Raw genomic sequence first — 24899 nt, 5'->3', positions numbered from 1 at the left:
GGATATCCCCGACTTCTGAATCGCATACCTTGTTGTAACTGCGTTAAATTGTCATCTACCCAACAAAACACCCAAATGATAAAATCTTGCTGTGACATAGCCTTTGTTCCTTTATTTCTCTCAGTTTGGCGACTTAAAGTTATAAAGGAGCGGCTATGTCATTTCAACTCACCACGAAAGTCGAGCATCGCGTTAATTTATCCAACCTCTGATCACTCTGATGACGGTATTCAGGATAAGCCTTTTGTCGGTCGTATTCAGATTCTTCCAAAGGAAGTCCCTGAGTCCCTTCAATTTGGCTGCAAAACGGTCTTTTCGGCTGGTTAACTTCAGCCGCCAGAAGCCTTTTCGCGTTTTCCCCCAATAACAGGTAAACCCCAGAAAGTGAAACGTCGGCAAGTGTTTTCCAGACTGGCTGGCTCTCATTGCTGCGATGCGACCCGCCGGAATTAACTGCGATTTGTCACGGTGCAACTCAAGACCAAATTTATTCAATCTTTTGGGTAACACCTTATAGAAACGTTTGGCTTCGCTGGGATACTGAAAAGTGAATACCATATCATCGGCATACCTCACCATCTCTGCCCGCCCGTGAATATGAGAGTGGCTGATTTCATTAAACCATTCATCTATGACATGATGCAGGTAGATATTGGCCAGTACCGGCGACAGGATTGAACCTTGCGGACATCCACGCACATTGCTGGATGTCTCTTTACCCACTATGACGGGCGCCGTGATTAATACCTCGATCAATCTGAGGAAACGGCGATCTGATATTTTCTTCCGAAGTATATTCATTAACTCATCATGAGGTATCATGTTGAAATACTTTCGAATGTCAATTTCCACTACGGCACCATTCCAGTTACTGTAGGTTTGCTGCTGTAGCGCCTTTAATGCAGCATGGCAATTTAACCCCGGACGAAAACCATAAGAACTGGGCATAAACAACGGTTCATAAATCCGGCTGAGGATATCACTGACCACAAGCTGGACAAGTTTATCCTCTAAGCACGAAATCGCTAAAGGCCGTTTACTGCCATCCTCTTTCGGAATTTCGGTGATCCGGGCAGCTTTAGGGTGGTAAGTTCCTCTGCGTATCCGCACGATGAGATTTTGAATATTCTCATCAAGATGTTCACCATAAGCGGCTTTTGTCATGCAATCAATACCTACGGCTTTATTCCCGTCAAGCCGCAGGAACTGCCCTTTCAGCATGTCACTGCTCAACAGGTGCCCCAAATTATTGAACACCCGTTGTTTGTTACCTGCTGACTTCTCGCCTATACGCTCAAGTTTTGTTAACCATGATAGCCCGTCGTTGCTGTGTACGGTCATTGTTGCCCTCTTGCGTTCGATCTGTCTGCCCGCCCTTCGCTCCACGGTCATTACCCGCTTCATTGCTACTATGGCTGACTCCGACTTCCTGATATTCATTTCTCAGGCCTTGTGTTTGGCACTTATGCCCGAAATACTCATTCCATTGAGAAATATCAGGATCTCCTGGGTTCCGCACTGTTCTCTACAAACTCGCCAACGCCTGCGGCTCCGGTGTGTGCGGCTGAATGGATAATTGCCAGTATGACCATTCAGACGCTGCTGCCTGCTAGCTGGACAAAACTATCGGCACACACGATCAAATGTATTTCGGCGCTATCACGTTCACCTTTTGGTTTCGGCTCGAATGTTTCGCTGTCTACGCTTCATCTCCTTTGTTACCGCCGGAAATGCAAGACTCGCTACGTAGTGGTCTGGCTAATCCCTTTCTACGACGGGACTTTCACCCGCAAGATCAGTACAGCTTTGCCCAGCGCACTGTCCATTTCATTAACCCATTTCACTTTATGCCTTGTCATTTTGGATTTGGATATTATGACATATTAGTATGATTCTGCTATATGATTTGCTAATGACAATACCCGGTGTCGGACCGCTTATCGCCGCTGCTTTTTTGAGTGAAGTTACTCCAGAACAATTTACGTGTGGACGACAATTATCAGCATGGTGTGGGTTGGTTCCACGACAACACAGTTCCGGAGGAAAAAATCGATTATCATCAATGAATAAAAGCGGTAACAGTGATCTCCGAACCTTAATTATCATGGTGCACGGGCAGTAATGCGCTGTATACAAAGACGGGAAGATCGTTTGGGAGTATGGTTGAAAAAAATCATCTCGCGAAGCGGGAAAATTAAAGCAACCGTTGCATTGGCTAATAAATTAACACGGATCATCTGGCGACTACTCGCAGAGCCAGCGAAGTTCAACATGAATAAAGCATTTGCTTTGAATTGATAGTAAGCGATATTCAGTTAACAGAAATTTTGTGAGTTTGCAAGCACTGATGAGAAAACGGTACACCGACCCTGTAATAGCCTGAAGTTGACCTTGGTATTAAAAATACCGTTGTAGTGATAAGGAAGCAGGTGCGGATAACATCATGGCGCGGATTACATAAATCCATTAATGACGCCGGATATAGGGTAGCAAACCGTATCAAATCTGTACTTGCACAACACGGGACGTCCATATATGGTCAAGAAATACTGGACACATTTTTAGCCTCTTCCCACTGCTTTTCATATTCAACCGGTGAAAGTCCACCATTAAAACTATGCGGACGATCGTGGTTGTAATAGCGGCCCAAATATGGCGTGATATCCCGTATAGCATCATGGATATCCCGATACCCTTCCGGGGGAACCCATTCACTCTTCAGGCTGCGAAAGACTCTTTCCATTGGGGAATTATCCCAGCAATTTCCCCGTCGGCTCATACTCTGGATGATTTTGTTTCTCCATAATAAACGACGGAACTTATTGCTGCTGTATTGGCTTCCTTGATCCGAATGAAATATCAGACGTCCCTCAATATGACGGGTTTCGAGTGCATTACTCAAGGCTCTGCACACCAACTCGGCATCCGGTGAAGCCGATATCGCCATGCCGACAACACGGCGGGAGAATAAATCTATCACGGTCGCCAGATAACACCAGCCGTCACGAATTCGAATATACGTAATGTCACCGCACCACCGAATATTCGGTGCGTCGGGTGAAAGCTGTTGCTTTAACAGATTGGGGGAAGCCGGGGCCTCTTTCCCGGCTGGGCGATAGCGATGAGCCCCCGGTTGGCGACTTTGTAATCCACATTCCTGCATCAGACGCCGGGCCAGCCAACGTCCAACCGGTTTCCCTTCATGGGTCAGCAAATGACTCAATGTCCGGCTGCCTATCGCCCCCCGACTTTGGTTATACCGTTCACGAACCCGGATGCGCAACTGCATACGTTCCGTGTCGACAGGCCGTTGTCGCCAGTCATAATAGGCACTGCGTGACACTTGAAGCATCTGACATAATTCCGTGACCGCCCATCGGGTGCTCAGCCGTGTGATCAACGCATAGCACCACGACGCATCTCGCTCATCAGCACGGCTGCCTGCTTTAGGATTTCTTTTTCCATTTCCAGGCGTTTCACCTGTTTTTCTAATGCCTGTATCTGGCGTTGTTCAGGCGTCAGTGCCTTGCCTACAGGCGTAATTCCCTGCATTTCAGCTCTGTATTGGCGAACCCATTTTCCCAGGGTGCTGGCATCAATCCCCAGTGAACGGGCGACCTTAACAACCCGCTGCTGATGGAGAACAAGCTGTTGAACCGCTTCCAGCTTAAATTCAGCGGAATATTGATGTTGGGTGGGTTTCAATTTCATCGTCACACCTCATTGTCATGTTAATAACATTAGCAGGCTTTTGACGTGTCCGGAATTATCATGCCACTACACAGGGACGGTAGCCGTTTTCTCATCAGTGTTTGCAAACTCGATAATGCGTCTATTTTTGTTGCTCAATTAATTAATAGTAAAAGCTTTTTCCATATTAAAATCCACCTCATCCCGCAGGACACGCCAGATAATCCGGGTCAGTTTGTTGGCTAAAGCGATCGTGGCTTTCATAAACCCGCATCGGGCAATCAGTTTTCTCAACCATTCTTCTAGACAGTCATCACGATTTTGGACACAGCGCATCACTGCACGGGCACCGTGGATAATTAACGTTCGGAGATGACGGTTTCCATTTTTGTTCAGGGAAGACAGCCGGTTTTTTCCACCTGAACTGTGTTGTCGGGGAACCAGGCCACACCAGGCAGAAAGTTGCCGGCCATTGGCAAATTGGGGCGCACTGACTTCACTCACGAAGGCTGCCGCAATAAGGGGACCGACTCCGGGGATTGTGAGCAGATAGTGATAACCGCTTTGCTGACGGGAAAGTGCCGCTATTTCATTATCCATTTCATGAATGCGAATGTTCAGATTCCGTAGGTCTTCCCCCAAAGTATGAAGCAAACGTCGTAGTGCAGAGGACAGCTCATGGCTCTCCTCTTCTAGAATCTCAGGCAGGTACTGTTGCAGTTTCTGAATACCTGCAGGAACGATCACCCCCTCCTCAGCGAGGAAAGCCCTAATCTGGTTGGCGAGTGCGGTGCGTTGTTCCATCATGAGTTGTCGGGCACTGCGCAGTGCCTTGATATCTTGCTGTTCCACCGTCTTGACCGGAACAAAATGGATACCGGGTCGGCAGGCCGTTTCGCAGATAGCCAGTGCATCATTGGCATCATTTTTTTGATGATGGCTGAACGCTTTGACATGCTGGGTCGGCACAAGCCTGATGATAAATCCCATCGCCTGAAGGGTTCTGCCCCAATAGTGAGAAGTTGCACAGGCCTCCATAGCAATGAGGGTTCCTGGCGAAAAAGTGCGCACAGTATCAAGCAATTTTTGCCGTGAAATTTTTCGGTTCGAGGCGACAGAACCGTCCTCCATCCAGACACAGACTTGAAAAACGTTTTTGGCGAGGTCAATGCCAATGACTTTAATCGTATTCATGAGATGTTCTCCCGAAATTCAGTGCATCGGAAAAAAAGATGGCACTATTTGCTGCTGAAAAAGGGGACGTCCATCACATCACTACACCCGCTTTTAGGCACTATAAGGCCGGAAATCTGCGAGGAACCACGCCTCATCTCTCAATTCCAGCACGGTGCCAAAGGTTCAGTGGTTGGGATGCGTTCATTACATTCCTCTTTTTTTGCAAGACTTATTTTGAATAAATAATTTTTTTGTCAGTAACTATGATGCCCAAGTTCTATCACTACGTACCTTGAAATCCATGGATAAACATATTAATGGGAGTTAATGGTTATCACTGGAATCAGTATTAGCCCCTATATTTGTATCAGCAAAAAGCTCTGCAATATACCAATGATCCTTACTCTGATCCTGCCTTAAAAAATATTGCTTTTCATCAATGGGGAATGGAACCAGATATTGATAACTCGTATCCCATGGGTCTTGATGTTCATTTAACTGTTCAGGAACTCCTTTGCTAAATATATAAGAAACAAACCAATAATTATCGTAAAATCTTTGCCCTGCATAATAGTTTTTATCTTCAATAACATATGTAAACTCTGGGTAGTAATAATATGCCCAGGTATTAGAAGCATTCTGTTTACCTACCTTTCCATCTTTACTCAACTCATAAGTAAAAACATTTTGATTTACGCTTGTATGGATATATATATATTCTTTATCTTCCATTGAAAAGAAAAATGTGGCTCCGTAGAAATTATCCCAGTCACTTTGCTCCGTTGGTGTCCTTACCATTTTTCCGCTCGAAAGGATTTCTTGTATAATATAAGGATACCCACCTTTATTATTTGCCTCTTTACTATGAAGATAGATAAATTGACGTTTACCTGCTTTATATGCAAAACCTATATCATAATCACTATTCCAATATCCATTATCTATGATTTCTTTGTGTCCTTCTGTATCCAGTTTTGCAATTATCCAATAAGATTTATAGGTGTTTTGTGACGCATTAATAAAATTTTTGGCTAACCCAAAAATATATTGTTCTTCTCCAAGAACAAAAGGAAACATTAAATCATAAAAGTTTACCCATTTCTGTCCGGTAGAAGTTTGATCCCCTTGCTGTCCGCCTGTAATGAGCTTATGTACAGTCACTAGATGATCACATTTGCGCTGACGCAAAAGATGCTGTTGATTCTTAAGGGAATAACTAAAGATGGTCCTAATATATTTTCCATCAGAAGGGGGATTTGCGTCACAATCCAGATTAGATTGAAAATGGATATGTGCGATGTCGTGAGCGGTTTCACTGACATCTAAAAAACCAGTGAGTGTTACATTTTCACCCTCTTTATGGGTGTTATAGAGTTTTAAATTCACATTTCCCGATGGGTCTGTATCAACAGAAGTGGTCTGAGTTAGCTGGCCTTTCTCAAAAGAAGCGAAACCTGTAACTTTTAAATTCAGCTTACGATTGGCGAGATTTACTCCTGAACCTGTTCCCGTAAGAGTTGCCCTGACTTTGTTATGCTGTTCTCCATCAGCCATTGCATAGTCATTAATGACATTAAAATTAAGCGAATAAGACGCCGTAGCTTTGAAATGGTAAGGTTGTATAGCAATCTGGTTACCACTCTCCTGAAAAAAGACGGTCAATTGACCATTACCACCTACATCCGGGCCTGCGATCAAGACAGAAGCTTCCCCTACGCCATTTATGCTACCAAGCAATTTTTTTTGGCCTGTATCCTGACCATTAACAACAAAACTGCCTAATGAACATTCAAAAATTAAGTCTAATCCAGGCAATGTCTCCGAATATTCATAAGCTAATATATTAATATTAACCGCCGGTCTATCTTGAAATACTTCATATGATGGAGTGAAGTTTATTGAAATTGCCATATTATTTTACTCAAATGTTAGCGGATCGACAAAAACGATAGTGTTATTAATTTGTTCCATAGAAATACCACTACCACTGGCATTAATAGAAAAATTAGTCCTAAAAGCTTTATTTGAGGTTAATTTATAACTTAAGACTTTATTAGTAATAGGATTATTTATTGGTATAGAATTCTTAACAACATCATCAATTATGATATCTGGCGTATCAAACTTCACATTAATAGTCTCAATTCCAGTTTTTAGCGGCTCAATAAAAAGGAAACATTGGCACGTTCCATCTGCAACACCATAAGAACTATAAGTATATTTAATTTCTTCACTTGAGGATAATAACCAAACCGAAAAATTTAAACAAACTTTATAAGCATTAACAGGATCTAGATAGTTAAGAGTTAGAACACTATTTTTAGTAATATCTTCACTATATATATTCAGATACCCCACTCCATTGTCATTTGTTTTATCCAAAGGGATTCTTTTAGAACCATCACTAAATGAAGCATTGGATACTTGGGCAACAATTTGCTTGCTATTTGATCCTGTATACACTACGGCTGTTAAAAACGGTTTTACATGAAGAGAACCACTACTAGTACCAATATTTTGAGTCAATTGCACTTTGACATTAACATTATCTAAATCGTTATAAATAGAAATTTGAGCTAAAGAGGATGTTATATTTTTATCAGTATTATAAAAGCTAGCCATAATAGATTTAGCCTCTACAAAATTCACCCCATCTGTACTTATTGTATAATCAGCATAGCCTTGATCTGCCTGTTCTTTGATCAAAATTTTGTCAGATTTCAAAGTATTTATTGGGCTATTCCCTTCATCTAAAATTTTTAATGTAATAGTGATGGTATTCCCAGCCGTAAAATCTTTAAAATTTACACGAACCCGTATTCCTCTTTCACGGGAAATACTGCTTAAATATAATTTACGATTTTTAATATCAGTAAACGTTATTTCATTACCTGAAGCATTCATAGAATCGCCCTCTATAAGATTAACATTTGAAATTGGTGAAGTATATTTATTATCATTTGAACTTGTCACTGTATATACTGCTTCGTATAACCCATATGTATGAAAATCACTTACATTAAAAATTACAGTATAATAATCATAGTCGTTATCGAGAACATCTGGCATTACACAGTAGGTAATGCTTTTTATTTTAGCCGTTGAATTATTTTTTAGATAGAGTTCACCATCTATACTATCCAATAGCTCTACCCCATCATATTTCTTCACTTTCATGACTAAATATTTAATTCCCATCGCTTTAACTTCAAGGATATTAATGACGTTATGCGAATTACCTTGAGGGAATTCAGGTTTAGATAAAACGATGTTATTTTTTATATTCATACATCACCATTTTAAACATACTTTTAATGTAACTTCAATTATATATATGCCTGATGACTTATTCTAACCTGTAACGATATGACCAGACCAAATACCACCATACGTTACATCCCTATCATTATCATCACCAACCTGATAATCAAAATAGATCTCTCCGTCATGGAAAGGAAATGCCAAATTACCATTTAATAAATTATAAGGTATATTAAATTTCAATACCGCCGTTTCCCCACCTTCATTATCTGGATGATATGGCATTATGCAATTAAAAGATTGTGTGACTGTGTTGTTACTAGAATTAATATATAAATTTAAAGTAACTTTTGATCCAAGTTTTACTTTAGTATTATCACTATTATCATTGGTTCCTGTTATTGTAACGAACAAGCCAGCATCATCTGGGTTTTTTGCATGGTTAGATATTTTTTGATTGTTTATACCACTATCCTGCTCTATAACGTCATTAAAGCTAGTGTAAACCTTACAGGATTCATATATTCTATCAACATCTGTCCATGGTTTATTTGGCCTTCCTCTATAAATAACATCAGTAGGACTGGATTTAGCGATTATATTGTCACTTGGTTTAATTAAAAAATAAGATAGTTTTGATGGATCATCTTTTTTTAAAATAAAATAAGGTAACGCTTTTAAACAGGGTTCACGTTCCTTATTACTAAAGATTCTGATGTAGTGCTTATATTCATCGTTAACAAAAAATAACAAAAAATCACCTAGCTTATAATCATTACACGGTGACATATCTACCCAGAATTTACTTTCTCCTTCTGACTTTAAATTATCGTTAATAGCGGTTACTATATTTAAGGGTTGCCGATAATCTTTAACACTATCAACAAATATAAATATAGGATCATTAGCAAATTTAAAGTCGGTTGAATTTGGTATGGTAGAAGATAATTGAATAATTGGTGATGCTGCTTTTTTCGGAGAAATATAAAATTCCAACTTTCCTTTTTCATCTGAATTTACGAAAATACCCTGATGGTTATCAAATTCATGAACATCTATTTTTGTGGTTTTATCATTATGATAAATATTTATTTCTTTTAACTCATTAATGATATTAGCTTTTATAAATACAGGTACTCCTGATAATGTTTTTCCATTTTTATCTCTTAGAATTGTATGAATTTTAGTTGATAGAGAGTCAATTTGAGCATCGGTAAATGATATTGGAATAACTAAACATGGATTATCAATATGTAATCTCACTGAATCCGAATCAATGGTTCTTGCTGTGGATTGTAACGTTTTAGGTGGAAAACCGGTTAACGATGTTTTTACACTAAAATAAATTTTTTCATTTTCTGATATAGAGTTAAGTACAGTAAGAGTGACTGTTGCTGTCGCCTTTTTTTTACTGTGATCGAGTATTAAGGGGATAGGATCAAGTGGTACAGTAATGTTTTTGTTATTAAAAAATGAAATAGTAGAAAGGTCATCAATATTTTCACCAGATGATAGCATTACTGTAAATAAAAATTTTTGTCCTATAATTAAATCGCCATTATCAGGTAGGGAAAGCTCAATTGTACCAGCCATATTTTTATTTCCTTTTTTATCTTATGAAAATTAGGTTTAAGATCACGGCTATAATCAGCGCTCATATTTATTTTTGTTAATTAATTACCTGTGTTACCTAGTGAGACTTGATCATAATTACTTATAGACGCCATGAAATATGATAGTCCTGAATTTGTATATGGTTGTTCTGAACTTAATGCTACCGTAAAATTCACGCTTTGGCCTATCACTAAATTTTCTTTCTTATTAATCGAAATTTCAATTTTATTATTTATCATTTCATCACCTAACATTTTAATTTAGATTAAATGTCAATTAATGTTAATAACATAAGGTAAATATGCCATTTCATTTTCTTTTATAGTCATTTACACAGTAAAAATACAAGGTTTTTAATCTGGTGCCCAGCATCTTATTTATAGCTTATTTTTCAATTTAAAAATCACACTTAAAATAAATTAAAATTCACATATAGATGCTGGATATATACTTTATAAATAATAAGAATTAAAATAAGTGTATTATTATATAGCTTGAAATATCAGAGGTCTTTCACACCACCTGGAGCTGCATAGGTATCAATATATCCATTCCAAACTACGCTATATTGTAATTTTTCATCTAAGTAAAATTGATAATCAAAACTAAGCCCTCCATATTCTATACCAGCTAAATCCATATAAGGAACATGGAAGAAAATAGAATTTTTATTACCATCACCACCAATGTCATCTAATGTAATTGGTGTGTGATAAGTGAAAATTACATTTCTATTCGGTGAATCTATATACATATTTAAAGTAAAATCTGTTACACTTAATGGAACCGGATTTACTGTTAATTTAGGATCATGAGCATTAGAACGAGCAATTTCAACAAATAATCCATTCTGTTTACGATCGGGATATTGCATAATGCTGGCATAAGCAACACCATTATGAGTTGGGATAATATTATCAGAGTCAACACCAATACTGGTATGAACTAGGCAATGTTCATAACTCCTATCAACATTCGGATTAGCTTCGTAAGGAATACCACCTAAATAAGTGACCGGTATTGGTTCAGAATAAAGGGATTTGCCATTTAATTTGACTGCGGTATAAGAAAATTCGGATTTTTCACCTTGTTTAAAAATAGCATAAGGAAGCCTGATACTGTATTGATCTAACTGCTTCTCTTTATCCTCGATAGTTACGACCTGTCCAGTAAATTCACTATTGACAAAAAATAAAATAACATCACCATTTTCTACTCCATCATAGCTACTTACAGATACCAGGAAATAGGGATCTGTAGTATGTGCTGTTAATCCTTCGGGGGTATTCCCTTCAATACTTGGCATACCTATAGAATTAAGATAACCCGGTGCTTTATAATTAACCACATAAATGCTTTTTCTAGCTATAATGTTAGCTACATTCAGAATAACTGTATTTAACAGAAGTGTGTTCATCTGTGATAATTTAGGATAAAGATAAAACTTCATTACTCCATACTTATCTGAAGTTATCGTTATTCCTTCATTAGGTCCAATCTTCTCAGGAATAAGCTCTGTTTGATTATCAGAATCCTTAAGGCTAAATTCTTTCATTTTATTTTTTTGCACTGATGTAATAAATACAGGTGTACCCGCCAGTACTTTCCCTGATGTACTTTTCAACGTTGTATATATTGCGGTAAAGTTATCTTTCCCCAATGGTTTTTCATCACCTGTAGGTGGTGTTTTCAAATAAGGTTTTTCAATAAAAAGTGTCAGTGAATTGATATCAATTTCATTAGCAATACCACTGAAAAGCACAAAACTAAAATCAGCCGCATCTGTATGTACCTCAAATTTAATAGGAGAACCCTCTTTTATGGGGTTACCACCGACCTCCTTAAGCACGGTAAACTCCAACTGCGCAGAAGCTGCGAGGAAATCCTTTTCATAAGTAAGTGGAATAGTTTCTTTATGAAAATGTATATTATTACTGGAATTTTTTATAATTATATTTTTTAGTGAGATAATCGGTTTATCCGAACTTAATGTAACAACAAAATGAACATACTGACCAATGACTAAATCCGCGTTAGGTTGAATTGAAATGTCCATTTTATTATTTTTCATTTTACTACCTCATATTTTATCAATATTGTTTATAGTTAATGACTGGTGAATGAAGTATAAGAGCGCGGCTACAATCAGCGCTCATATTTATTTTTATTAATTAATCGCCTGTTTCACCAGGGCCTGCGGTTGTTTCAATATTTGAAGTCCATTCTACACTATATTTCAATAATTGATCTTGATAGAAATGATAGTCAAAATATATATAACCATGACCTTCTATACCAGAGATATCATCATAATTAATATGGAAAAAAATAGAGTTTGGATTACCATTGCCAGCACCACCGATTTGAGCTAGAGGTATTTGTTTAGTGTAAGTTTTTTGAAAACTTTTATTGTCTGAATTTATATACATTGTCAGAGTAATATCTGTTATATCTAATGGGACGGGATTCGTCTCTGCATTCGAACTAATATTATTAGAACGTATAATCTCAATAAATAATCCATTGTATTTATATCCAGGATATTTCATTATGGCGTCATAATTAATATAATTACCCCAACCAGGTTGTAATATGTCATCTGGCCCAACACCAATGCTGGCATGAACTATACAAGGTTCAAATTCTCTTTTAACACCTGTAATAGGTTCATAAGGAACACCACCTATATAATTTAATTTTAATACTTCAGAATATAATGCGTGCCCACCGATTTGAATTACAGCATAAGAAAATTCAGAAGGTTCATTTTCTTTAAATATAGAATAGGGAAGGAGCATAGGGGTATTTAACTGGTCAGCTAATTTAATAATAGTTACAGAATGACCTGTATAGTTACCATTAACAAAAAATAATATGGTATCACCAACGGCTGCATGGTCGTAACTATTTACTATTGTTGCAAAATCTTTCATTCCCGTGGAATATAAATTCCCTATAGAAAATCCAGCGATAATTGGTTGACCTATAGAATTCATGTAGCCTGGATTTGTATAATTGACAGCATAAATTTCTTGTTTAGCAGGGGCATCAGCCACACCATCAAGGATAATAGTCTTGAGTGTAAGTGTGACAATTTCTGCCAGTTTAGGATGGAGATAAAACTTAACTAATCCGTTACGATCTGAAGCCAACATAATACTTTCATTTGGTCCTATTTTTTCAGGAATAATATCAGTTTGGTTATCAGCTTTCTTGAAATCAAAATCTTTCATTTTATGTAAAATCATTGATGTGATTAATACGGGCGTATAAGCCAGAGTTTTTCCTGATTTGCTTCTCAATGTTGTATATATTGGTGTGAAATTACCTGTTTCTGATGGTGGTTGATCACCCTCTATTATTGTTTTCAAAACAGGGTTTTCAACAAAAAGTGCCAATGAGTTTGTATCAATTTCATTAGCTTTTCCTTTAAATTGTATAGTTTGGAAAGTCGCCTTATCGGTCGTTGTAGCATCAGTCTCTACGTCAAATGTAATGTATGAATCATCTTGTGCACTCGAAAGTACTGTAAACCCTAACTTCATAGTGGCTGTTTTGTAATCAGAGGCGAACACCGGAGAAGAATTAGGAGTCGGATCGAATTGTATATTGTTACTGATACTGCTTTTTTTAATAGTTATCGAAGATGATGGGTAAATAGGCGTATCCGAACTTAACGTGACAAGAAAACTAACATGCTGACCTATAACTAAATCAGCTGCTGTGTTAATTGAAATAGTCATTGTTTTGTTTGGAACTGGTTTGGCTTTAACTTTGCCCGCCGTAACTGGTGGTGGCGATGTAAATTTAACGCCACCAACATCGGCATCGGTATCTACGTCAAATGTAATGTCAGAATTAACTTGTGCACCGGGAAGAATTTGAAACGTAAACTTTGCAGTTGCTGTCTGGTCTTGATTGGCGTAAACAAGATTAACAGAATCTGCATCGAATTGTATATTTTTACTGTGATTATTTTCTATTGTTACTTTTTTTCCTTTTGTAATAGGCTGATCTGACGTTAATGTTACAGTAAAATTAACCTTTTGACCTATGACTAAATCATCTGGATCGATTTTTGAAATATCCATTGTATTGTTTGGAACTGGTTTGACTTTAACTTTGCCCGCCGTAACTGGTGGTGGCGATGTAAATTTAACGCCACCAACATCGGCATCGGTATCTACGTCAAATGTAATGTCAGAATTAACTTGTGCACCGGGAAGAATTTGAAACGTAAATTTTGCAGTTGCTGTCTGGTCTTGATTGGCGTAAACAAGATTAACAGAATCTGCATCGAATTGTATATTTTTACTGTGATTATTTTCTATTGTTACTTTTTTTCCTTTTGTAATAGGCTGATCTGACGTTAATGTTACAGTAAAATTAACCTTTTGACCTATGACTAAATCATTTGGATCGATTTTTGAAATATCCATTGTATTGTTTGGAACTGGTTTGGCTTTAACTTTGCCCGCCGTAACTGGTGGTGGCGATGTAAATTTAACGCCACCAACATCGGCATCGGTATCTACGTCAAATGTAATGTCAGAATTAACTTGTGCACCGGGGAGGATTTTAAACGTAAACTTTGCAGTCGCTGTACGGTCTTGATTTGAGTAAACAAGATTAACAGAATCTGTATCGAATTGTATATTTTTACTGTGATTGTTTTTTATTGTTACTTTTTTCCCCGTTGTAATAGGCTGATCTGACGTTAATGTTACAGTAAAATCAACCTTTTTACCTATGACTAAATTATTTTGATCGATATTTGAAAGTGTTATTTTATTTGTTGGGGTTGTCATTTTATCACCTTATTTTTTAATTAATTATAGTTATCTATAATAACGGATATAATATCCATTTTCAGTTGAAACTGTTTTTATGAGTTAATGGTTTTGAATAAACTTAAGACGAACAAAATATAAACTAAACGGTACGATTTTTAATGATTGAGATTGTATTTTAAACTAAATAAATAATTATAAAAAAACCAATGAAAAAAAGTTATCAGTTGATAACTTTTTTTCATTAGCAAGGTTTTATTATATTTTATAAGTCTTTTTTCATTTTATATTATGTTCTCAATGTAGCATAAAATCATCCCTTCTAACTTCTGATCAAAAGTATTGTTGTTAAAATCATAAATTCTGTTATTACCTTGACTAGCAGAACGGGTGTCTTTTACTACAATAGTGGCTTTATTTTTATCCATTCCTGATGTATTACCGAATATGCCCCATTTATATAAATTACCAAATTCATTATATAAACTATAAATATTAGTGGGATCAGTAACCTGTTTATCTGAAAAAAGTTGGGCTTTTGCACCTGGCATATTTGGATCAGTAACACAATGAACAGTGTCAGCTACATTTTGATATACCTGATTAGGCAAGGGTAGCAACTTTGTAGCAGACATTTTGTATTCATATAATTGAATTTCTCCCGTTTGTTTGTTTGTTATTGTGACGGTTATGGTGGCAGAGCCTGGCACCCTAAATTGTATGGGGCCACTATTTCCAGGACCAAATGATAACATTCCATCTTCAAAGACCGGTGAATTAGCATCTTTTATACCATAAACGATTTCATTTTTATTTTTATCAAAGGGACCAGAATCTGTGGATTTTCTTAATTCTCCTCGAAAAATTTCCGCAATGTGATTCGGGTGAAGTTTACCTCCGATATTATCAAAGTATTTATATTCATTGGTAACGGTGTTATAAAAGTACAATACCGCATCTTGAATAATGGGTCTAAAATCCACGTTTTTATTTTCATCTTTACTGACAAAACCCTTTGTATCGTCACTATTTGAGTCAGGTATTGTCAAAGTTACCTTAACATTTTTCACACCAACAAAACTCTTCAATTTTGCGTATATGTACCCCTTCTCATCAGGTTTAAATTTATCTCCGCCTGTGGGGGAATAGGGTTCGGGTGGAGGGAATTTCGTTTTATCGATACCGCCATGATCGTGTGTCCATTGCACATTTTTTAACGTCTGGTGGGTAATGCTTTTTTCTTTTTTGTCTTTTTCCACAATTAATGCTTTGTAGTGATATGCCTTTTGCCCATTACCCAGTAGTGGGTTGTCCTTATCGAAATCGGTTACTTCAACACTGGAAATATCAAAATTTATTTTAGGCTGAGAAATAGGGCTGAAATCCACATTTTTATTTGCATCTTTACTGACAAAATCCGTTGTATCGTCACTGTTTGACTTAGGTATTGTCAATGTTACCTTCACATTTCTCACAACAACAGAACTCTTCAATTTTGCGTATATGTACCCATTTTCATCAGGTTTAAATTTATCTCCACCAGTGGGGGAATAGGGTTCGGGTGGAGGGAATTTTGTTTTATCAATATCGCCATGATCGTGTGTCCATTTCACATTTTTTAACGTCTGGCGGGTAATGCTTTTTTCTTTTTTGTCTTTTTCTACAATTAATGCTTTGTAGTGATATTCCGATGTCCCATCGGCCGGAAGAGGGTTATCTTTATTAAAATCGGTTACTTCAACACTGGAAATATCAAAATTTATTTTAGGTTGAGAAATAGGGCTGAAATCCACGTTTTTATTTGCATCTTTACTGACAAAATCCGTTGTATCGTCACTGTTTGACTTAGGTATTGTCAATGTTACCTTCACATTTCTCACAACAACAGAACTCTTCAATTTTGCGTATATGTACCCATTTTCATCAGGTTTAAATTTATCTCCACCAGTGGGGGAATAGGGTTCGGGTGGAGGGAATTTTGTTTTATCAATATCGCCATGATCGTGTGTCCATTTCACATTTTTTAACGTCTGGCGGGTAATGCTTTTTTCTTTTTTGTCTTTTTCTACAATTAATGCTTTGTAGTGATATTCCGATGTCCCATCGGCCGGAAGAGGGTTATCTTTATTAAAATCGGTTACTTCAACACTGGAAATATCAAAATTTATTTTGGGTTTATGCCCATTTTTGCCAAATGTTATTGAACCTATTTTTTGCTTTGGAGCACCATCCAATTGTATGTAAACAATGATATTTTCATGTGGTTTTGTACTGGTTAAAATGTTAGGAATTAACTCCCCTTTTTCATTCGTTTGAGCAGGCTTATTATTCCATAAAAACGTTAAACCAGAGTCAGTGCCTAAAGCCGGCTCAGTTGTCCAGGTAACTTTATCGATTCTGGCGTTCTTAACAAATTTTCCAGATGGTGCACCTTCATAAGTAATAATGGGCGCGTTAAACGTATACCCATTTTCTTTTTTGCCGGTTGCTACCGGTGATTCAGGTGGAGTGATATTCACTTTTCCTTCTATCATAAAAGGTAAAACCTTCATGGGAACTTGAATAGGTTTTACCTTTTCCTGACCGTCTGTTTTATATTCTAACAATATATCAAGCAGGTAATCATTTTTATGTGTTTCTTGATAACTGGGGAGGGTAATAACAATGCTTTGGTCTGAATCAGAAGAAAGTTTACCTTTATTAGGTAAAAATGCGTTATCTGGAACAGTCCAGCTAATTTTTTTAATATCAATATTAGAGGGGATGGGTAGATTAACGGGTATCTCTTGATGACCATATCCAACAATAGGCTCTAACGCGATCAGTATCTCTTGTTCTCTTTTTAAGTGATCCAAAACAATATGATTATTTCTTTCCACCAAATCATAACGGCTACCTGCCAATGTCCGCATTGAAGCCACATTAGCCGGTGAAAATTGAGTAGTAAAGGGAACCCCAAATCTATAAATTAAGTTTGCCAAAAACTGCGTTTCAGTATGACCACTTTCCCCCTGCTTATAGTCCACGCCCATGGTAACTAGTGGGATTGGAGTATATGTCAGGCCTAACTTAGCCAAGCTGGGATTTTTCTGTTTAGTATCACGATTAAATAAAGTGACTTTATCACCAAAATATTGTTCATATGTCAGTTTCATTCCCAAGTTAGGGTAAGCAGGCAAGAAAAACTCCCCATTAATGTCATAACCGTTAGCAGGGCGTTCATAATAATCCTGAAAGTTTCGTGATTTTTGCCAGTCACTTAAACGATAATAGGTATTAGCGGAAAATTTAATATAGTCACCCCAAATTTCTCCCCCTAGTCCCAAACGTTGGTTTTTTCCAGTAAAGTCATGATCATAAAAAGTATTTAAGCCATACATCCAGTTCTGATAAAAATAGCGGCCACCTAAACCCAGATTCATGGTATTTCGACTATCTTGGTTACGATAACCTAATTGGGAAAAGAACAGCCAATCTGCTTTGTTATCATAAAGCGGTAATAGTATATCGAGTGAGTTATTTTTCAGCGTCCATTTTCTATCTAACCCAAAGTTAATTCTGGCAGTACCAAACTGAGATAACCATTTTTGAGTTTCTGAGGATAAGGTGTTATTAATTTTACCCAAAGCATAGGATGTTGCTTGTTCCGCGAGTTCTGAAGGGGAAGAAGATAAGATATGGCTGATTGTTTGGGCATTACTAACAATATTATGTGGGGCGCTAAGCACTGAGGTATCATTCGTTTTTTGTAAATGAGCATACAACTTATCATCAGCCTTTACATTAGCTTCCGCTAAAGCGTTAATAACTGTAGAAGGCATAAATAATGCATAGAAAAAAATAAAAAAGCCAATAATCTTTCTAGCATATGATGACATAGATAAGTACCTCAAAAATTTTATATCAGATGATATTTTCACTATCTCTTAAATAATCCTACAACTTCCCGCTATTAACTCTAGTCAAGAAAATTCAAATTAGCATCATTCAAAATAGTTATCACATCATCAGCAGGGCATATCAGGGAAAGATCACGAATGTTTGAGAGTAAAAAAACCAGACCATGTGCCTTGATAACTATACCGAAGGGCAAATTAAGTACAAGAAAGAAACGCATGCGAGTCTGGATGAAAACGCAATTTCTGGAACAAGTATTACAAGCGGGACTTGCTAATCGGGGTGATATTTGAGCATTCATGCGGTTGCCCTGGTGTGTTTGTGAGGAAAATTCAACCCAAACCGTTAGCTTGCTCAATAACTGGTGATGTGCATACTCACCCAGAACTCAAGTAGATTGTTGAAACCACCAGAAGAACAGGCAGGATAATCATGAAGATCATGAGGAGATAAGACAGTAACTCAGTGAATTGTTCAAAAAACGCACTTGATGTGCGTTTCCGTACAATTGGACTTCATACACCACGTATTTTTCCTCCAAATACAACATCATCCGACGTATCGCATTATTCAAAATTTAACATTCCGTCACAAAAAAGAAACAATGGTTATAATTTTGTTGCAATACAGTTTATCGTGTGAAATATTAGTCGATGAATCAATTATAATAGAAATAGTTTTCTTAGTATAAGTAACCAACGAATATTATGTATCTCTATTTATATTCAGGCCCTCTATATAAAGGTTCATGCGGTAGCTTTGGTTCTAAAAGGAGCGTTCGATGGGAAGATTCATTATTGCTCACTCTTCGCTAGGTGATGGCACTTTTCTTTTTAAGTCATTAAAAGGAGAAGAGAAACTGTCGACTATTTATAGTTTTGAAGTGGAACTCTTTAGTGATAATAAAGACATTGATATCAAAGCATTACGAAACAAGCCGTTCTCTGTTGAGATAAAGAATCCGGCAAACACTTCAGCAAAACCACGCTATTTGAGCGGGCTGGTTCGTGAAGCTATTATTTGTGATTATTATGATAACAATTTTTATTTGTATAAACTCATCATTCAACCCGCTCTGTTTACGTTAACCCTGAACAAAGATTTCAAAATCTGGCAAAAGAAAACGGCTCCTGAGATTATTAAAGATATTCTTGATAAACATAAAATAAAATTCAAGAATAGCCTCAATGCAAAATATCAATCATTAGAATATTGCACTCAATACAAAGAAACTGATTTCGATTTTCTGAGCCGGATAATGGAGCGCGAAGGAATTTATTATTATTTTCAACACAGTAAGAATGAGCATACGCTTATATTAGCTGATTCACCTCAATCTCACTCTGCTCTGCCTGAATATTCCTCCATCGAATATTATCCTAACCATTATCCTCCCCGGACAAAAGACAAACATTATTTATATGATTGGACGGTAAGTTATTCAATTACGCCCAAACTTTATACGATGAGTGATTATAATTTTCTGAAACCAAATGCACAGCTAAAAGAAACACAGCAAAATCCGGACTCCACTGTACCAAAAACAGAACTGTTTGAATGGCCGGGAAATTATGGCGAAAGTTCACAAGGACAGTTCTATGTTCGTGTTCTGCAACAATCCAGTACCGCACATAGCCAATATATAAAGGCAAAAAGTCAAGAGCCCGGTATTGCTCCGGGTTATACCTTCACGTTATCAAAAGCATTACGGGATAAAGATAACGGTGAATATCTTATTGTCAGTGCAAATTATGAATTCCACGAAGACCCATACATTATGGGAGTGAGTCACTTTGATCCGGATTCAAATAAGATCGAACATATTATAATTACTGATTTTACAGCCATTCCATCCAAAGTAAATTGGCGCGCTCCCCGCACCACGCCATGGCCAGTAGCAAATACAGAACGGGCTACTGTTGTGGGTGCCAGTGGCAAAACTATTTGGACAGATGAACATGGTCGCGTCAAATTGAAGTTTCACTGGGATCGGAGCGATACAAAAGACGATAAAAGTTCCTGCTGGGTGCGCGTTTCTAATAATTGGGCAGGCGCTAAATTTGGCATGATACAAATTCCCCGGGTTGGAGAAGAAGTCATCGTCAGTTTTATTCACGGCAATCCGGACGAACCTCTTATAGTGGGACGTAGTTTTAACAAAAATAATATGCCTCCCTGGACGTTACCTAAAGAAGCTACAAAAATAGGCATAATGTCGCGCAGTCTTGAGGGAGGAAAAGATAATGCCAGCTATTTATTTATTGATGATGCCCAAGGTAAAGAATCCTTCGAAATACACGCTGAGAAGGATATGAAAGTCACTATAGAGAAGAACCAAACCGTAAAAATTGATGGGACGCGCGAAACAACGGTGGAAAAAGCAGAAACTGCCAACTTCAAGGATAAACAAAAGACCACGGTTGCCAAAGGCAAAGAAATCGAAGTCACGGGTGGCGGGATTAAATATACTGTTTCTGATGGGTATAAAGCAGATATCACTGGCGATAAATCAGAAAAAATTAGTGAAAATTATCAATCAAAGGTCGGCGGCAATTTTACACAAAAGGTGAGCGGAAACTACGAACTCAAGGTTACCGGCAGTAAAAAAGACTCCGTAACAGGGTCTGTCGAAATCAAGGGGAGTAGCATGAAAATACAATCCAGTTCCACCTGCGATATTAAAGGTACATCATGCGATATTAAAGGGATATCCATATGTACTATAAGCGCTGCACTGATCAAATTGGGTTAATCTGCTGAACATTTTCCTCATACATTCTCAGCATTGGCGGGAATGAATATTTAATACAAAAAGACTCATTTGGGGCGTTTCAATGAAAATCATTAAACCTCTGCGTTTAAGTATGCTTTATCGCCCTTATCGCTGGCAGCAAAAGAATTATCTCGGGGTATCCATCATGGCTCTGACCGATATGAGTACATCCCCCCGCCTACGACCAGAGCCGGAACTTTGGCAACTTGCAGAGGCTGAATTGAAAACCTGCAATGGGGTTATCGATCTTGCCATGCCCAAATCCTACTCAGAATTCCTCGCTACGGGTTATGCCTATACGCACCATCAGACAGATAAAACATCTTGTTCTGTACGTATCCAAATGGAGCAATTAGATAAAACATTAGTTGTTTTCGGCAACCGCAATTGGGTTAACAATACCCCATCAAAGCCTCAGGAATTTGAACAAATGCGGCTGGACTGGAGCCGGGCTTTCGGCGGAAAAGATTATGAAGAAAACCCACACGGTATCGGTTTCACGCCCGAAATGCAGGAGAATGGTGTAGAGATCCATCGTCTGCCTAACATTGAAACTCTGCACAGGCAATTATTATCGCCACGGGATAAACCCAACCCCGCCAGCTTTTGTCCATTGGATTTAATATGTCCCCGCCGTTTTACCCGCATAGGTAAAAAATATGACAAACAGTGGCTCGAAAATGAATTTCCCGGTTTTTCCAGTGATATTGACTGGCGACTGTTCAATGCAGCTCCCCGTGATCAGTGGTGGGAACAATATGAAGCGTTACCTGAAAAGGCAGCGTGGCGGATTTGGAATATGCACCCTGAAAAACCGGTACAGGAAGGGATTCTTCCGCCATGGCAGGCTCGTTGTTTTATCAAGCGATTGCGTGTTGATGAAGAGGTTTTCGAAGAAATTATCATGCGCAATACAACAGTATGGTTTTTTCCTCACCTGGAACAAATGATCCTGATCTGGCATGGCTGTGCACACATTAATGAAGATGATGCCGCTGATGTCTTACAAATGCTTGCCACAATGGAACTCCGCGGGGAATCTCGGGCTGAAAGTCACTACCTTCAAATCCTTAATCAACGAATGGATAAAGAGAAAGGAGCACTGTACGCCTTTCGGGAAAAGGACCTGATTCCTGAAGAAATTATTGGCCCATGGGTGGACACAGAACAACCGGATGGTGGCAGCCCTTTGAGAGAAAATCTGCAAAATCGGGAAAAACGCCTGCGTGAGCAACAACGAGAGCGGATGAAGAGATATGGCAGAGATATCAATATGTTAATTCCCCTTTCTGAACCAGTTTCTAATCCCAAACCTGATGAATTGCCAGAGTTTGTGAACCAGACAGAGCAAGATGCCGCTCAAAAATACGCGGAAGCTGAACAACAACGAGAAAAAATCCGTGCAAGAGCCATAATACGGGGCATTAATGTCGATCAGAGTGCTATGGAAAATCAACTCAGGGGGCCACAAAATTACTTTCAGGTACGGGATATATTGTGCCAACAACAGCCCGGACTTAACAGTGAAAAGCTAACGCAGGCTGAACTGGCGTTGTATAAAATGTATCTGGCCTCAGTGCAGTCACAAGGCCCTGCCCTGCGTTTATCGGGTGATCTGTCACAAATTATTCGCAAACGTGTTCAGCGAATCATGCAGAAAGGCGGTAATTTCTGTGGGATGGATTTCACAGGCGTCGATTTTTCCGGCATGGATCTGCGCGGTGCCAATTTTTCCCGCACCTTATTAGAAAGCACCTGTTTCAATAACTGTCAGTTGGATGATGCGGATTTCAGTGAAGCAATACTGGTCAGAACAGAAATATGCAATGCCTCTCTGTATGGCGTAAAACTGGATAATACCAATTTGTCACAAGCAAAGTGTAAGCAGAGTGATTTTTCTGCCGCCAGTTTTAAAGAAACTCAATTGCAGGAAACGCTGCTTGATCATTGTCGGTTTAATAATACCCTCTTCGCCGATTTATTCCTGCAAGGGGCTTTTATCACTCAATGTCGTTTTCAACATTCACAATGGCAAAACTGTACCTTTCTGGAAATGATGCTGCCTTCACTCAAGTTCAACTATGCCAGCCTTAACAAAGTTTCCTTTATCAAGTGCCAGTTGGAGAAAGCCGTTTTTGATCATGCCACGCTTGACGGCTGTTCATGGGCGGAGACAAAAGCAGAATCAATCCATTTTCGTTCTGCCAAATTACTGACCTGCTCATTTGTGATGGGCAGTAATTTTAATCAGGCCGATTTCAGCAGTGCCACACTTACAGAGTGTAATTTGCGGCAGCTTCTTCTGGTTCAGTCTACATTCCATTCGGCAACACTGAATAATAGTGACTTTAGTGAAGCAAACTGCCAATTAACCAATATGCAGTATTTAAATACGGCTCAGAGCATATTCATCAGAACAGATTTTCGGGGTGCCCAATTAAACAACGCCAATCTGATAGGCGCCCTTATGCAAAAATGCAGCTTCGATGGAACTGATTTACGGGAAACCAATCTGTTCCGCACTGATATGTCCCAATCAGTCATTGACAATTCAACGTTGATTGATCAGGCATATACACAACGTACTAAAACCTTGCCCAAACGCGATCAGGAAATAATATGAGTACACTGACAGCGGATGAACTCATTACTAAAATCAGGCAGGGTGATGTCATTGAAAAAGTCAATTTGCAGGGAATCTCATTAATTGGCCAAAATTTATCAGGCGGCAGATTCAGGTCAGTCGATTTTTCAGAAGCCGATTTCTCCCATTCCATTCTAAAAGAATCCGTCTTTACTGAGTGCCAGCTTGAAGAAACCCACTTTAATTCAGTTATATGTGACCAAAGTCTATTTGAACAGTGTGATATGATTCGCGCCATATTCAGCAAGAGCATACTGAACAATTGTTCATTCACTCAATGTGCTTTGAAAAAAACACAGTTTAAAACAACCAAACAAAATAGTAGCCAGTTTTCATCCTGTGATCTGCAATATGCTGATTTTAATGGTAGTCAGCTTGATCGAGTAACATTTACCGACTCCTCATTGGATTACACAATGTTACATAATTGTTATCTTTTTGTGGTTACTTTTTTTCGTCAGGATTTACGAAAAACAGATTTTTATAGCTGTGAATTCATCAAAACCATTTTCTTTGCATGTGACCAATGTGGTCAAAATTATCAGGGACAACAATTTCAAGGATGCCTGTTTACAGACAATCAACTCGAAGCAGTTAATTTCAACCATGCAGAATTGACTAATTGCAATTTCAAAGGAGCCGGATTACAAAACGCCCAATTATCAAATGCCAATGCTACTCAAGCGCTATTCATTGACGCTGATTTGACAAATGCACGTTGTTGTAACAGTTTGTTTAATGAGGCTATTTTCATCGGCTCTTGTCTTAAGCTCGCTGATTTCCGACACAGCCAATTGCAACAGGCCATCATGCATAAAGTCCATGCGGTTAATACACAGTTTACTGGCTGCAATATGACCTACGCAGATCTTTCCTATGCCAATATCAGCAAAAGTGATTTTCGCGCAGCACGGTTTATGAGAACTCTTTTTCACCGTACTCAACAAGTTGGGACATTGTTTTCTGACCGTCAGGGCATATTGGAAAATGATCCTGAGCTATTTGCTGCGGAAGAGTGGAGTACGCAACAACGCCAACGTAAGATTTAATTTGG

14 protein-coding genes and 2 pseudogenes are annotated in these 24899 nt (G+C 38.1%); 5 read left to right on the top strand and 11 right to left on the bottom strand.

Features of this window, described 5'->3' with window-relative positions; genetic code table 11:
• The 3 genes and pseudogenes from AAC854_RS24210 to AAC854_RS05080 all read right to left on the bottom strand — a co-directional run.
• Window positions 1-98, bottom strand: a pseudogene (locus tag AAC854_RS24210) (IS982 family transposase); the annotation flags it as partial.
• 97 nt (window positions 99-195) lie between these two features.
• Window positions 196-1341: pseudogene (locus tag AAC854_RS05085) on the bottom strand (reverse transcriptase domain-containing protein); the annotation flags it as partial.
• Window positions 1295-1519: a hypothetical protein gene (locus tag AAC854_RS05080; protein WP_340616157.1), complete on the bottom strand. Its 225-nt coding sequence runs from the start codon at window positions 1517-1519 to the stop codon at window positions 1295-1297. The pseudogene AAC854_RS05085 and the gene AAC854_RS05080, both read right to left, overlap by 47 nt.
• Window positions 1520-1912: 393 nt before the next feature.
• Here AAC854_RS05080 and AAC854_RS05075 point away from each other — a divergent pair, with 393 nt between their 5' ends.
• Complete coding sequence (locus AAC854_RS05075; protein WP_340616156.1) at window positions 1913-2122, top strand: transposase; 210 nt, start codon at window positions 1913-1915, stop codon at window positions 2120-2122.
• Window positions 2122-2298 carry a hypothetical protein gene (locus AAC854_RS05070; RefSeq protein ID WP_340616155.1) on the top strand — a complete coding sequence of 59 codons (177 nt, stop codon included), beginning with the start codon at window positions 2122-2124 and terminating at the stop codon, window positions 2296-2298. Before AAC854_RS05075 ends, AAC854_RS05070 begins: the two co-directional genes overlap by 1 nt.
• Before the next feature lie 241 nt (window positions 2299-2539).
• Here the strand turns inward: AAC854_RS05070 and AAC854_RS05065 are convergent.
• The 8 genes from AAC854_RS05065 to AAC854_RS05030 all read right to left on the bottom strand — a co-directional run bounded on the left by AAC854_RS05065 (window position 2540) and on the right by AAC854_RS05030 (window position 18409).
• A protein-coding gene (locus AAC854_RS05065) for an IS3 family transposase (protein ID WP_422824051.1) occupies window positions 2540-3705 on the bottom strand; the annotation gives its coding sequence in 2 pieces (ribosomal slippage) (window positions 2540-3444 and window positions 3444-3705; 1167 coding nt in all).
• A 144-nt stretch (window positions 3706-3849) separates the two neighbouring features.
• Window positions 3850-4884 carry an IS110 family RNA-guided transposase gene (locus tag AAC854_RS05060; protein WP_340616153.1) on the bottom strand — a complete coding sequence of 345 codons (1035 nt, stop codon included), beginning with the start codon at window positions 4882-4884 and terminating at the stop codon, window positions 3850-3852.
• 306 nt (window positions 4885-5190) lie between these two features.
• Window positions 5191-6777, bottom strand: a complete 1587-nt coding sequence (locus AAC854_RS05055) for a hypothetical protein (protein ID WP_340616152.1) — start codon at window positions 6775-6777, stop codon at window positions 5191-5193.
• Between the two features lie 6 nt (window positions 6778-6783).
• Window positions 6784-8154, bottom strand: coding sequence for a hypothetical protein (locus AAC854_RS05050; RefSeq protein ID WP_340616151.1), 1371 nt, complete (start codon window positions 8152-8154; stop codon window positions 6784-6786).
• A gap of 63 nt (window positions 8155-8217) precedes the next feature.
• Entirely contained in the window at window positions 8218-9720 is a 1503-nt protein-coding gene (locus AAC854_RS05045) for a hypothetical protein (RefSeq protein ID WP_340616150.1), read from the bottom strand.
• Between the two features lie 523 nt (window positions 9721-10243).
• On the bottom strand, window positions 10244-11812 hold the full coding sequence (locus AAC854_RS05040; protein ID WP_340616149.1) for a hypothetical protein: 1569 nt from the start codon (window positions 11810-11812) through the stop codon (window positions 10244-10246).
• A gap of 100 nt (window positions 11813-11912) precedes the next feature.
• Window positions 11913-14549, bottom strand: coding sequence for a COG1361 family protein (locus AAC854_RS05035; RefSeq protein WP_340616147.1), 2637 nt, complete (start codon window positions 14547-14549; stop codon window positions 11913-11915).
• A gap of 266 nt (window positions 14550-14815) precedes the next feature.
• Entirely contained in the window at window positions 14816-18409 is a 3594-nt protein-coding gene (locus AAC854_RS05030) for an inverse autotransporter beta domain-containing protein (protein ID WP_340616145.1), read from the bottom strand.
• Between the two features lie 800 nt (window positions 18410-19209).
• On the opposite strand from AAC854_RS05030, the gene AAC854_RS05025 reads away from it, so the two are divergent.
• The 3 genes from AAC854_RS05025 to AAC854_RS05015 all read left to right on the top strand — a co-directional run bounded on the left by AAC854_RS05025 (window position 19210) and on the right by AAC854_RS05015 (window position 24894).
• Complete coding sequence (locus tag AAC854_RS05025) at window positions 19210-21180, top strand: type VI secretion system Vgr family protein (RefSeq protein ID WP_340616144.1); 1971 nt, start codon at window positions 19210-19212, stop codon at window positions 21178-21180.
• Window positions 21181-21262: 82 nt separating this feature from the next.
• On the top strand, window positions 21263-23824 hold the full coding sequence (locus AAC854_RS05020) for a DUF2169 family type VI secretion system accessory protein (protein WP_340616143.1): 2562 nt from the start codon (window positions 21263-21265) through the stop codon (window positions 23822-23824).
• On the top strand, window positions 23821-24894 hold the full coding sequence (locus AAC854_RS05015) for a pentapeptide repeat-containing protein (protein ID WP_340616142.1): 1074 nt from the start codon (window positions 23821-23823) through the stop codon (window positions 24892-24894). The genes AAC854_RS05020 and AAC854_RS05015 overlap by 4 nt, the downstream gene beginning before the upstream one ends.
• The last annotated feature ends 5 nt before the right edge of the window (window positions 24895-24899 follow it).

Source organism: Xenorhabdus entomophaga, assembly GCF_037996725.1.
Classification (GTDB): Bacteria; Pseudomonadota; Gammaproteobacteria; order Enterobacterales; family Enterobacteriaceae; genus Xenorhabdus; species Xenorhabdus khoisanae.
Note: the sequence above shows the minus strand (reverse complement) of the source record. Positions and strands in the feature narration are given on the sequence as shown.